This is a genomic window from Mycobacterium interjectum (assembly GCF_900078675.2).
Classification (GTDB): Bacteria; Actinomycetota; Actinomycetes; order Mycobacteriales; family Mycobacteriaceae; genus Mycobacterium; species Mycobacterium interjectum.
In genome coordinates, this window is sequence record NZ_LT546237.1 from 3,678,588 (window position 1) to 3,691,724 (window position 13,137).

Annotated in this window: 8 protein-coding genes and 3 pseudogenes; 5 read left to right on the forward strand and 6 right to left on the reverse strand. The window is 61.7% G+C overall.

Annotated elements, in window-relative coordinates; translation table 11 throughout:
- Positions 1–396 precede the first annotated feature (396 nt).
- The 3 genes from BN4348_RS52080 to BN4348_RS52090 form a co-directional block, all read right to left on the reverse strand.
- A complete protein-coding gene (locus BN4348_RS52080) occupies positions 397–912 on the reverse strand; it encodes a MarR family winged helix-turn-helix transcriptional regulator (RefSeq protein ID WP_066916274.1) in 516 nt (171 codons plus the stop codon).
- Positions 913–2,558: 1,646 nt separating this feature from the next.
- Positions 2,559–3,620 (reverse strand): PPE family protein, encoded by a 1,062-nt coding sequence (locus tag BN4348_RS52085; protein WP_066916276.1) that lies wholly within the window; start codon positions 3,618–3,620, stop codon positions 2,559–2,561.
- 842 nt (positions 3,621–4,462) lie between these two features.
- The gene (locus tag BN4348_RS52090; protein WP_066916278.1) at positions 4,463–5,512 is read right to left on the reverse strand and encodes a PPE family protein; all 1,050 of its coding nucleotides are present in this window, start codon (positions 5,510–5,512) and stop codon (positions 4,463–4,465) included.
- A gap of 988 nt (positions 5,513–6,500) precedes the next feature.
- On the opposite strand from BN4348_RS52090, the gene BN4348_RS52095 reads away from it, so the two are divergent.
- Positions 6,501–7,034 (forward strand): hypothetical protein, encoded by a 534-nt coding sequence (locus BN4348_RS52095; protein ID WP_066916280.1) that lies wholly within the window; start codon positions 6,501–6,503, stop codon positions 7,032–7,034.
- A gap of 47 nt (positions 7,035–7,081) precedes the next feature.
- On the opposite strand, the pseudogene BN4348_RS52100 reads toward BN4348_RS52095, so the two are convergent.
- From BN4348_RS52100 to BN4348_RS52110, 3 genes and pseudogenes are all read right to left on the reverse strand, one after another.
- Positions 7,082–7,561: pseudogene (locus tag BN4348_RS52100) on the reverse strand (transposase); the annotation flags it as partial.
- Between the two features lie 81 nt (positions 7,562–7,642).
- Positions 7,643–8,866, reverse strand: a complete 1,224-nt coding sequence (locus BN4348_RS52105; RefSeq protein WP_066916282.1) for an IS110 family RNA-guided transposase — start codon at positions 8,864–8,866, stop codon at positions 7,643–7,645.
- 236 nt (positions 8,867–9,102) lie between these two features.
- Positions 9,103–9,927, reverse strand: a pseudogene (locus BN4348_RS52110) (IS256 family transposase); the annotation flags it as partial.
- 75 nt (positions 9,928–10,002) lie between these two features.
- Here BN4348_RS52110 and BN4348_RS52115 point away from each other — a divergent pair.
- From BN4348_RS52115 to BN4348_RS52130, 4 genes and pseudogenes are all read left to right on the forward strand, one after another.
- A pseudogene (locus BN4348_RS52115) lies at positions 10,003–10,398 on the forward strand (IS30 family transposase); the annotation flags it as partial.
- Positions 10,399–10,760: 362 nt separating this feature from the next.
- Positions 10,761–11,303, forward strand: a complete 543-nt coding sequence (locus BN4348_RS52120) for a DUF4352 domain-containing protein (RefSeq protein WP_083746588.1) — start codon at positions 10,761–10,763, stop codon at positions 11,301–11,303.
- Between the two features lie 157 nt (positions 11,304–11,460).
- Entirely contained in the window at positions 11,461–12,138 is a 678-nt protein-coding gene (locus tag BN4348_RS52125; RefSeq protein WP_160040558.1) for a 3'-5' exonuclease, read from the forward strand.
- Positions 12,104–13,057, forward strand: a complete 954-nt coding sequence (locus BN4348_RS52130) for a BRCT domain-containing protein (protein ID WP_066916286.1) — start codon at positions 12,104–12,106, stop codon at positions 13,055–13,057. Before BN4348_RS52125 ends, BN4348_RS52130 begins: the two co-directional genes overlap by 35 nt.
- Positions 13,058–13,137 lie beyond the last annotated feature (80 nt).

Here is a 13,137-nt window from a genome sequence, read left to right on the forward strand (position 1 = left end):
ACCCCTTCACGCGACTTCGACGTGAAGCGATCCGATCCAGTTATCGAGCGGCCCCCGACGCGACACGCCGGTGGTCCCATTACTGGCAATCAGGTGGTCCCATGACCGTGGCTAAACCCAGCTCAAACCGGTCCCATCACCGTGGCGGGCGACACTCGCAATGCCACAGCGTGAAAGCTGGCGGGACAATAGTTGTCGCCGCAGGCAACTCGTTTCGCGCAGGCCATTCTCGTCAAGCCGATGGGCCTTGCCGCACATCCGGTGGAAACACGGGTGCGGCACGGCTAGCTCTGGATAAGAGCCAGTCTCGCGGCGTGGGCAGCCCCTCAAATCTGCCACGGCCGTATCGCAGAATGTGGATTTCATCGACCGGCACGCTTTGTCGAGGACCGCCGCCTACAGGAGCTTAAACCTGTCCATTACCTGGGAATTGTTCAGCGGGTGGTTGATCCGCCGGCAGCTGTCACCCATGGCGATCATCTTCTGGCGTGACATCTGATCAAGGTAATGCGCGCGAACATGTCTCGCATATGTTCTGGTCGCGGGCTGGAGCCGCGCGCGGCCCTCACGGGTGATCGTCGCGATCACTCCGCGTTTGTCTTTGGTGCTGCGGCTGCGATGCACGAGACCCTCCGATTCTAGGCGGCGAATCTGCTGGGTCATCCGGCTGGGCCCGACCGCGAGAGCCTCCGCCAGATCGCCCATCCGAGCCGAACCGCTGCCGTTCGCCCGGGCGAGCATCGAGAGCACGAGGAAGTCGAACAACCTGAGCTTGTGAATCTTTACAAGTTGGCGATCTAACGTTTCCAGCAGGAGCGCCGACGATTCCAGGAACGCCTGCCAGCACCGCTGCTCTATATCGTCGAGTCCCGGCAGACATATTCTTGGCGGTTCAGGACCCGTCTCTTCCACAGCGGGCGACGGTATCCACGAAGATTGCCGCGCTGTAGATGAAACGACTTCCGCCTCAACGATTGTCATGTATCCACCGTTGGGGCGGACGCCAGGGACTGAAGAAGAGGCAATTTTGCACTGCTCATAGGACTCCCCGACCCTGCCCAGAAAACTGTCAGTTTGAAGTATCTGGTTCAAGGCGAAAATTACTTGTTGGTCAATTTTTGGAACGCGTTCCACACGCTCTACGTATAGCCACGTCCTCGTGTTTCTCAGCATAACTCGCAGCTCACAAGTAGTACAGGGGGTATTCTAAAATTAGCTGACCTCGTCAGTGGTGTAACACGATCTAGTGCGTTTCTGCATTGTCGGAATTCGTAGCTTGCGTCGCACCTGTAATACGAGGGATTTAGCTAGCGTAAGAACGCGACGCGCCACCCTGGCACTGTTCTTGCGGACAGAGCCCGCAAACATGACCGCCCCTACGGATCAGTTTATGGGACCTGCGGAGGCAATGGTCAGCGCGGCGGATCAGATGGGCCCACCCGCCCTTGTCGGCAAAATTACTGAGGGGTAAGACTTTTCGCTCAGCCGGTGGCGTGGCGACGTACCCCGATCAATACGGGCACTATTGAACATCTGCGGAACACCGCTGTTTTCACTCCCATACGGATTACATTGCGATACTTGGTCTCTGGCCTGAGCCCAGCCCTCCCGACCGCCACGTCAATTGAGCGCTCAAACTCACGTATGCGCGACAGCAAATCAAGGAATTCCTTTCAGCCCCGTCGGTTTGGGTTGTCGAGTCCAAACGATTAAGAGCCCAGGTACGCTCATGGTGAGGTGAAATCTGTTGTGATACGGACAAAGCAGCGCTAGTTTCCGTGCATCTAGAGTCAAAACCGTACTGGCCCTTAGCCGTTAAGCTTTGGCGTCGACGACAACGAGGCACGGGACGGGACGTTGACAGCATTGATCGCTGCAACGTCCGGCGGTACATGCAGATTTTCGTTAGCTCGCCGGAGAGTCAGGTTGACCGTGCCGACCGTTGTAGCAGCAAGTCGAACAACTGCGCACACGCTATTTCAACATTTGCTGGCATCCTTACAGGCTGACGCTGCCAGGCCGACCGCGAACTGACTTAACCCTCACGTGGCGCTGGCCGTGCCCAGTGGGCGGCAGGAGTTAACGGGTGTCAAGCCAATGTACTTCGGCCGGGCGACCGGTGGTCATCATCGCCTGAGCGCGGGTGCGGCCGCCGATGTTTCGAATGTCGGCACCCCGGCGGGCGGCATTCGCCGAGGCGTTAGGCTCCGGGGAACAAGCTGTGGACAACCTTCGCGGCCATGCCATCGCCTTCGCCGTCAATCTGCAACCCAATGTGCAAGATTAGACAATTCTGAGCATCAGCTGTGTCGGACCATCGTCGTTGACCTACCAGTTGGTTGAACACAAGAATGAGCGGCGCCAATCCGTCCTTCGCTTACACCTTTTGGTGAGACCTGGCTCACGCTACCTTACAGCTGGGGTAGCCGCCGATGGCAGCGGCTCGTCATGAAAGGCCTTGAGCTGCAGCCTCGCTGATCGGGGTCGACCTGCCGCCGCGTAATCGCGTGAACGGTCAGGCATCTGGCAGTCTGGACGGCAGAATGATCGCTCAGCCCTCAGTGGTAGTGCCCACTACCTCGTGCTCCGTCGGACGACAATGTCTGGGCCCGCCGCTGGAAGTTGACGAAAACCTGGGTGGTATTGCGGAGCCCTGGTGGCGCCGGCCAGGTCGACGGCACCGATAGGCCGCCCAATGACATGGCATGCGCCATCCGTGCTGAGACGGGTGATCCCCACGAGTATTGCTGGCGGTCCGCCCGGCCGACTAGCAGGCGTTCGTCGCAAACCTTGAGCTGAGCGCGACGGTTGACGAGCGAATCGCGAGTACCGCTCAGCGCTGCACCGTCCGCCTCACAGATCCGAGACGCCTGCGCCAGTGTGCTGATCGGGTACATCGCCAAGCGCTCCGCCGCGCTGGCGGTGCTGACCGCCTCGGCGGCGCGCTCACTGTCCGGGGCGGTGCCCGATGGGCCTGACGGGCCGGAATGCCCCGGCTTGGCCTCGCGTGCAGTGAGCGAACTTAGCGCCCAGCGCCTCTCAGTGCTTGAATTCGTAAGCGGTGCCATGCCGGTTCCTGCAGCCGTCGCATCCGTGGAATCCGTCGCGGCTGCCCTCTTGCCGTATGCCGACATCCTGACCGCATCGCGCCACGCCGTCATGTACCCATTCAACGTGGCCGCGTCCTGGGCCCACATCTCGAGATAGTGCGCCTCCGTTGCGGCTACGGCTAACGCATCCTGGCCTAACACATTCGTTGTTGCCAATTTCCTAAACCATGCACGATTAGCTTCAATCACGGGCGGTGGCACCGTCATCGCGAACGCCGTCTCCAACGCATCCGCCGCGGTCGCAGCCTTGGCGGCAACGTCCGCAACCTGCGCGGCAGTCGCGTTGAGCCACGACGCGTATTGGGCGATGGCACCGGCGATCTCGAGTACCGACGGCCCGGGCCAATTGGCGATCAATGCCGAGATCGCCGGCACAAGGGAACCGGCAGCCGAACACAAACCCGCCGCCAGGACATCCCACGCGGACGCGGCGAGACTCAACTGCCCCGAGCCGCGGGCGGTATGGACGAGTTCCGTGTTGAACTCCGGGGGAAAGAACGAGAAACTCACGGCGCCCGACTTCTAAGCAGTCGCTACCGCGTTGACAGACTCGGTCACTGATACCAAAACATCGCGGCGAGCGGACTGCCCAGCTTGGAGCATCACGTGCCAGCCCCCGATCCGTACCGCGCGATCGCAATGTCAGGCGCTCGTTCAATCCGATCCCTGTCACGTCTAATCATTGATACCGGGTCAGCCAGCCCCGGATGCCCAAGCCCAAACCGGCGCGCGACCACAGCTGTTAGGCAGCTTTCCCGCCGTGCCGCGGCACCGCGGGAAAGCTGCCGGGTACTGCCGCCAGCACGGGCAAGGTATACCAACCAGCCGCAACGCCCCTGCGTCACCGGTCGGAGAGAAGGCGCCAACGGCAACGAAGCTTCGTTCCGCGCCTTGCGCAACGAACCAACGGGCAGCAACACCAGTGTCTTCACCTAACCTCCACTGATGACTGGCGAACATCCGTTGGCGCGTGTCGTATGATACCGAAGGCGCACAAAAAAATTGATTCCCAGATGACCGAAGTGATCAAGCGGCCCGACGGTGCCCACACTCGGCAAACGTGGATATCTGGAATTATCATGCGAGAACGACATCCGCCGTCGAGCAGCGAACTCTCCCGCAAGCCGTTGAGTTTCAAGGTGAAATTACCGTTCAGTAGCCTGAGCGGGTTGGCGCGGCTGACAGCCTGCAGCACACATGGATTCTTGCGGACTGGGCCGGAAGTGGTTGGCATCGTGCGAATGCGGGCAAGCGATTGGAGCCCGGATGTCAATTAGGCGGGCATCGTATGTAGGAGATGGAGCCCACGCCGCGCCTCCAACTGTTCGATCAGCGTTGGCTGAACAGCACTTTCAGAGGACGGTCAATGCTCCGCGGCCCACAGCGCAAGGCAATTGCGATGGGCTGTGGCCGACCTCCGGTGCTGCCGACAACCACGCCGGCGGTATCGACAACGCCCCCATCGTGAGCGCCCGCGCCATCTGCGCGGAGACCTCCGCAACCCACGCCGTCGGCTGGTCGCTCCCCCTTTCCGCCCGCGACCCAGAGACGTAGTCGACGAGCCGACCAAAACCGTTGAACAGCCCGTTACCTTTGGCGCTCAGCTCCGCTGCGCCGGTCGGGGACATCCGTGCCGCCTGCACCAACATGCCGATGGGGTACATCGCCAACCCCTCCGAAGCGCTGGCCGCATCGCTCGGCCCGCCGCCCGGCGAACGCGGCGATGCGGCACCCCCGGAGGGCAACTGGCCGACGTTGTCGAGCAGCCACCCCTCTGCCAGCAGCGAGCCTAGGGCCCAACGTATTTCGGTCACCCTACTGGCGAAGATCGCCGACAGGCAGTCATCGGCGGCAGTGGTGGTTGAAGTCGTCGAGTACGTGGTCGCCAGCGCGGGCTTCGACGATAACGATGTCTTGACCTCACTGTGGAACGCCGTTACGTACCCGTTCATCGTCACCGCATCCTGAGCCCACATTTCCAGGTAGTGAGCCTCTGTGACGGCAATCGCGTGAGCGTTCTGCCCCAGCAGATTGTGCGTTGCCAGCGTCGCGAGCCAGGACCGATTGGCCGCGATCACTAGCGGCGGAACCGCCATGCCGAACACCGTCTTGGAGGTCTTTTCGGCAGCCTTGGCGTTGGCGCAGGCGCCGGCCGCCTGCGCCGCCAACACGGTCATGCGCGACGCGTAATGCGCTGCTGCACCTGCCATCCAAATCCCCGCCGGACCGGGCCAGTTTGTAATCAGTCCCGCGAACGTCGCCTTAAACGAAACCGCGATCAAATGGAATCCCGTCGCGAAGCACTCCCACTCTGACGCTGCGGCACCCAGCTTTTCCCAGCCAGGAGCGCTGTAGATCAGCGCGGAATTCACCTCTGGCGGAAGAACCGACAAGTTCACCATTGCAGTCTGTTACCCAGCCGTGCCGGCCGATTCAGGCCGCGCATCCAAGAGCACGTCTGCGCCAGGCCCCCTCCGACCGGGCTGTAGTACCGGCGCCGCCGCCACGTAGTGGGCCGCGATCGAAAAGCAGATGCTGGACAAGGCCTTGGCGGTCACACTCGACGGTCCTGAATCGTCAGCCGGAAACGTCACGCCCCAACCTCGCGGGGTAAACCCCGTCGAGCTGCGTGGCTGCCGATCGCCGCGCCGCGGCTCCATTCAATCCCCCTCCCGGACAACATGGTCCGTCGCTAGTACCGATGATGCGCACCAAGCTCACGTTGATGACATCTCCGCAATTGATGTACGGGCAGCTTTCCCGTGAGGGTGGGGCCCCGCGGGAAAGCTGCCCGTCTGCCGCCGGCAAGGAAAGGGAATTTTGGACCAGCAGCAGCCCTCGCGAGTCACCGGTATGCTCAGCCGGCACCGGTAACTCCCTCCGAGTCACCGGTGAGCCTCGACCATCGACCGGTCCGGGCTCCCTTTCATGGTGTTGAGCAACGAAATTAGAGGTGAAGCACTAGCCGCATCTGCAGTCCTCCGAGAAAAACCTGATAGCCATGATCTGACGTGTGTGGAACAGTACCGAAGAGGCGGCCGAGGAACGATGCTGTTTCGAGGAAATTGACGAAACCGCTCGCGACTTTCCAGTACTGGCAATGCCCTTGGCATACATAATTACTGGACAAGGTTCTGCACTTAGCGGCTTAGCAAATCCTTGCAGCAGCTGGCAAACTTCAACCTGAAACTACCCGCGAGTAGCGCTCATGTGTGCTTCAGGACCGAAAGGGCTGCCACTCAACGAGATTCGCAGCCCATGCCGATGCCGTACATCGTGCGATATATTGGGGTCGCCTTCTTCCGTCTGGTATCCAGATGACGTCCGCCATAGACGATAGTCAGGTACGTAGTCGAGGTTATTTTGTCGATGAAGCGGGAAGGAGTCAGGGTGAAGCGGCTCATTGCGGGGTTTGCAGTCGTCGGATCGACGTTGACATTTGCGCCCGCTCCCGTGTGCTTGGCGGCCACCAACACCGCCACCACCCTGTTTCCCTTGGACGGCGCCAACCAGCTGGAGACCCACGCCTTCCTCGATTGCTATAAAGCTGACGGCCACTGCGACTTCACCGTCGGGGCCGATGTGCGCACCCCCGACGGTGCGACCGGCTTCCCGCCCGGCCTGTGGGCGCGCCAGACCACCGAAGCCCGATCACCAAACCGGATGGCCTATTTGGACGCGCACGCCAACGGCCAGTTCGAGCGAGTCAACAAGGCATTGGGTTCCGACGAGATCACCACCGTGTACTTCGGTGAAGGTCCGCCCGACAAGTACCAGACAACCGGGCGCATCGACTCGGCCGACTGGTCGACGGGCCAGCCCAAGACCGATGTCAACGTCATCGTCTGCACCCACATCCAGGTCGTCTACCCCGGCGTCAACACCACCTCACCGAGCACTTGCGCACAGACCACTTTCTCGTAGGGTGGCCGAGGGGACTATCTCGCTAACGGTGTTTCCGGCGGTTTTCATCAGTAGGTTTCGGCTGCCGGGAATCGGTCGCCGAAGGTGATCGCGAACGCATTCAGGGCAGGTTTCCACCGCATCATCCATCGTGCCCTGCCGGCACCGGTTGGGTCCAGTGATCTGGTAACCAGGTAGAGGCACTTGAGCGCGGCCTGCTCGGAGGGGAAGTGTCCGCGGGCCTTGATCGCGCGGCGGTAGCGGGCGTTGAGGGATTCGATCGCATTGGTGCTACAGATGACGCGGCGGATCTCCAGGTCATAATCCAGGAACGGGATGAACTCGTCCCAGGCGTTGTCCCATAGGCGGATCACCGCCGGGTAGCGCTGCCCCCATTTCTCGGCCAGCTCGTCGAACGCCTTGCGGGCCGCGGTAGCGTTGACTGCGGTGTAGATCGGTTTGACATCACGCTTGATCTCATCCCAGTACTTACGGGAGGTGAGCCGAAAAGTGTTGCGCAGCAAGTGGATGATGCAGACTCCCGCTGTCAACCTTTCAGTCCGTGGCGTGCTCGACCGCCGCGTCTGACCAGGTTTGCGACGGCGCGGAATGGCAAAGCGTTTGGTTGGTTAGGCCACGGTCATGCGGTGATGAATGGCCGGATCGTAGGTGATGTGGTCAGTCCAGCAGCGCCACAGAATCCGCACCCAGCGGGCGCCGAGACCGCGCAACGCGCGGTGGTGGGGCTGGCCGGCCGCGCGTGCGCGTTGGTAAATGTCAGCTGACCAGGGATCTTCACGGACGGCGACGAACATCCACCAGTCGATGGCATGTCGCATCCGCCGGTTGGCGGCGTAGCGGAACCTCACCTGGCGAGTGCGCCCGGATGCCTTGGTGACCGGAGCCAGCCCGGAGTCGGCTAGCAGCGACGGCGGTGAGGGGAAGCGTTGTCTGGCTTCGCCCATCTCGGAGATCAACACTGCTGCGATGACGGGTCCGATACCGGGGAAACTCGTGAAGATCGGGGTGTCTGGGTGAGCGGCGAGCAGTTCATCTAGGCGCTTGTCATGGATGCGCAGATGGGCATTGAGTAGGGTGAGTTGTTCTGTGAATGCTTTGGCCGCCAGTGCTTTTCCGGCGACCGTGCCGTCACTTGCCGAGAGCAAGTGCGGATGCATCCGGTCAACGAGCGACTCGGCCTTCTGGCGACCGCTGTAGCCGTGACGGCTCGTGAATGCGCCCATCCGTGCCGCACTGATTCTGCTCGCCTGTGCCGGGGTGGGGTAGGTCCGGATGAACGCCAAAGTGATGTCGCGGTCCAGTGAGGAAAACAGGTGCAACGGCGCGGGGTGGTAGGACTCCAAGATGGCGCGCAACCGATTCTCGGTGTCCACCTGCAAGTCCAGGATCCGTTGACGATCCCGGCTCACCGCGATCAGCTCCGCCAACACCGGCGACGGCATGACCAGCGGCCGCCACTGGGCATGCTGATGACGCAACGTGTCAGCCAGAACATAGGCATCGAACTCATCGGACTTCGCCGCCGCCATCCGATACCGTTCGCGCGCCCGCGCCGAGATTTTTGGTGATACACAATAGATTTCGGCGTCGCAATGAAGTTGAAGGTGTTCGACGAGCAATCCCTCTGCGCGTTCGATCGCGATGCGCACCGAACCGGGCAGCGCCGCGATCATCGCGACAAGAGCGCTCAGACCCTCGACGGTATGCGCGATTCTGCGGCTGAGCAGCTGCTGACCATCGTCATCCAGGACACAGACGTGATGGAAACGTCCGCCCCAGTCGATGCCGCACCAAATCCTGGCGTGTAAATCGCTCGGACTATCCTGATTCATTGCAGTCAGATCCCTTCGACCTTGAAGGTTCACGCTGCAATTGCGAGGCCCGCCCGGAACCTCATCTCGGCACTCACCGCTGATACCGGTGGTGCTGCTCTCGCTGGCCGGTCCAAGCCCCGCAGCCACCACGGGCGGACGGGTCTGCATGTGGACCTCGAAGGTGACGCGTTTGCATAGGTCCTGCCCGTGGTGGTGCAGGTGAACGCCGAGACCATCCCGGCCCACCCATTGTCGATAGATGAGGTTTGAACGATGGCCTGTGGCCAGATCGCGGCAATGGATTCGGGCAGCCCGGTCAGCCCGTCACAACAGACGAACAACGCGTCACGACACCCGCGATTGCGTAGATCGGTCAGCACGCTCATCCAGAACTTCGCACCCTCCCCACCGGTGCCGGCCCACAAGCCGAGGATGTCGCGTTCCCCGGCCAAAGTGACCCCGATGGCGGCGTAGAACGGGCGGTTGGCGACCTGGCCGTCGCGGACCTTGACCACGATCGCGTCGATGAAGATGGCTGCGTAGGTTTCATCCAGGGGCCGCACCGACCAATCATTCATCTCCTCGATCACCTTGTCGGTGATGCGGCTGATCGTCTCCTTGGAGACCGACGCCCCGTAAATTTCGGCGAAATGCGCTGAAATCTCCCCGGTAGTAAGACCTTTGGCGTACAACGACAAGACCACCTCGTCCACCCCAGACAGTCGGCGTTGGCGCTTCTTGACAATCTGGGGCTCGAACGTCGATGCCCGATCGCGCGGCACATCGAGTTCGACCGGGCCAGTGGTGTCGGTCAGCACCGTCTTGGTGCGGGTGCCGTTGCGGATGTTGCCCGAGCCCGCCTCGGGCGGGTCGTGTTTCTCATAGCCCAGGTGCTCGGTCATCTCCTCGTTGAGCGCGGTTTCGAGCACCGTCTTGGTCAACTGCTTGAGCAGCCCATCGGGCCCGGTCAGCGACAGGCCCTGTTCTTGGGCCAGTCGGACCAGCTCGACCGCGGCCTTCTGCTCTGCGGACTGCTCAGCCGCCTTCTTCTTCGCCACATCTTCCAGTGTCGTCATCACGGCACCTTTCTCGCCGAGCATCGCTCAGCGTGTCAGTGCCGGAAACACCGTTATTTCCACAGTCCCCAGCTGCTGCACCTGCCCGCTAGCCGCGAGGCCGACGTGGTCGCCGAAGCCATGATCGCCAAGATCCAAGCCCTTCCTCAGAATCTGTGGAAAACGCTGACCTGGGATCAGGGCCACGAAATGGCGGCCCACGCCCGTATCAGCATCGCCGCCGGGATCGATATCTACTTCTGTGACCCACATTCGCCGTGGCAGCGCGGCAGTAACGAAAACACAAACGGCCCTCTGCGGCAATACTTTCCAAAGGGCACTGACCTTTCGGTGCACTCGGCTGCCCATCTTGACGAGGTTGCCATCGAGCTCAACAACCGGCCCCGGAAACGCTTCGACTGGGACAGCCCCGCCAAAGTCCTCGATCGGCTACTGTCAACCGCGTCAGAAGCCACTGTTGCAAGCAAACCTTGAAACCGCCCGAGTAACGGCCTGCAGCAGTACAGGTTCAACGAAACGACCGGTACCCGGGCACTTCCTCAGCGCTGCAAATGAAAACATTTGCGGTAGGTGGGATCGCACGCGGCGCGACCGATACCTGTTGCCGCAGTGCATGTTTGAAGCCCCAGCGCAAGAGATTCCACTTGTAGAATTCTTTGCAAAATGTAATAACGTTCTCGTTGGCCGCATCTGGCTAGGTAATGTTCACGCGTTATACCGACGCCCCCACTGATTACCAGGATTCCGCATGAGGATACGTATATGACGTCCGGCTTGTTGGCCTGTAGCGCCTGGATGCCAGCTGTCCGCAGACAGCGGCCTCGGCGTAGGTTTGAATGGCTGCGCGCTGCCGCGGCATCAACGGTTGCCGTTGTTTCCGACATGTTGGCAACGCGCTCGCACCGGCGGTGACGGATCCACTTCGCGCCCGGCAAGCGAGATTTCATCTGGTTCGCCTGGGACAGCTGGCCATCGACGATGACTTTGTGTTCCTCTTGACCTTCGTCGATCGGTCCGAGCAGGCCACCGCGAAGCGTGCTTTCGTCAATGCCCACCTGACAATGACAAACACCGGCACAGAACCGAAGGTGTTTTCGGCGGCCGATCAAAAGCTCAAGGTCGAAGGCGTCGTCTTCCACGTCGATAACGGTGCGGCATTATCGACAGCGCTGGCCGGCGGGGTCACCGTCTTCCCCGGTGCGCGCGTGTCGGTGGTGTTGTCGTTCGACGTGCCGGCAGACACACCCCGGTGGGGTGCGCTGGAGTTGCATGCCTCGGCCGCATCGCCGGGCGTCGGCGTCGCATTTCCACGACAAATTAGCGAGACCGAGATTCGCGCGCAACGGCGTTCGGCGGATTCTTGGGGCTTCGGAGATTGATCACCAGATGCAGGAGCCGTGCGTGTCACCGAGCACATCGCGACGAAGGCACAGTTCGTCTTCCTCTGGACGCGGCGGCACAGTCATCTTGCTTTTGGCGTCGGCGATCTGCGCGTCGGCATGGCCGTGGTGGTGTGGCACGTACATTGCCGTCCACATGGGCGCTGGCAACCCATCCACCGCGCGATCAGTCGTCGGGTGGGTGTTCGAACTGTCGTGGCTTGCGTTCCTAACCGTGGCAGTCGTCGGTTGGGTCGTCCCCAAATCTGGCCCCAGCGCGTCGAACTCGACAACCGACGTCGCAGAAAGGCGGGCGCCTCTCGGCGTCCAGCCGCGTCGTCGTCACCCAAGAATTCCCTGCGCACGTCTCACTCGCAGCGTCACTGCATACCCGGCGGCACAGGCGACCTTCACCGTTGTAGATCTGGAAACGACCGGGCTTGATCCCGACATTGACCGCATCGTTGAGATCGGACTCGTCAAGTTCTCGGCCGACGGACGAACAATCGACGAGTTCGCCACGTTGGTGAACAATCCGGGCTCGAGCCGGGAAGCAATCGGCGTTCACCGTATCCTCGACAGCGATCTCGCCGGCGCGCCGCGCATCGAAGACGTGCTCCGGGAGACGTTCTCCTTCATTTCCGGGACCGTGCTCGTTCGCCCACAACTTCGCCTTCGAGGAAGGCTTTTTGTCAATTGCCGCGTGGCGGGCCGGAATCCCACCGCCGGACGTCGTCGGCGTCTGCACGTTGGAGACGTGTCGGCGCCACCTCGACGGCCGTGCTTTCAGCTTGCCAGCGATGTACAAGACGGCGACTGGCGAGTGGGCACATGACAGGCACACAGCATTGGGTGACGCACGCGCGGCGAAAGAGGTTCTGCTGTGGCTCCTGCACCGAGCGCCGTCTCCTCTCTACTTCACGCAGGCACCGCGCTACGGTGCGCCTTCGCCGGTGCTCGATACCTGCCAGATCAGCTGCCGCCCCGTACCGCTCGTGCGCGCCTCAATGGCAGAGTTGCTGGCATCGTTTCCCCAGTCAACGAGAACCCGCAGAGGTGACCCGCGCGCAATCCAGAGGTACCGGCGGCTGCTCGACGACTCGGTCCACGACGGTCGGCTCACGATGCAAGAGGCCTCCGATTTGACTCGACTGGCCATCGCGACCGGCGTGACGGGCACCCGGCTTCGGCAGATTCATCGCCAGGCCTGGGACGCCACCTTCGCCGATGAGAAGGATGGGCCGTGGGCCGCTTTGACACCGCTGCGACGCCGAGAAATGTACCTAGTGGCCGAGGCGCTGGGGCTCACGGATCTCGCATCGGAAGTTAATTCGGTCATTGCCGCATGCTCCGAGCCCGAACCGTCACCCGAGGCGCGGTACCTCCGCGGGCTTCGAGTGGCAATTGCCGGCGAGGACCCCGAGGTCGTCGCGCTGCGTGAACGCGCGGAAGCTTATGGGGCCAAGCTCGCCGTGAACGTCACGAAAACCGTTCAATGGCTTGCCACAACCACACCCGAGGCGGACGATTCTCGGCATTCGTCCGCCCGCAAACTGAGCATCCCGATCCTGACACCTGCGCACGCATCAGCTCGGCTCGATGAAGCGATACGTGACGCGGAGATAAAGGCCTGCGAGCGCCAGCGGGAATTAGATGAGTTCGCCGCTAGGCGTCGCCAACGCGAGATCGAGGCTGACGCCTACTGGCGACCCGTCTGGCGAAGGTCAGAACTTGCGGGAGATGTCGGTGGGTGAGGCACCTACGAAGGTTCGTCAGGGCGAGCCGCGCACCCATTGCGACGTCTACGCCCGCGCGAAATGGCGGATACCATCCC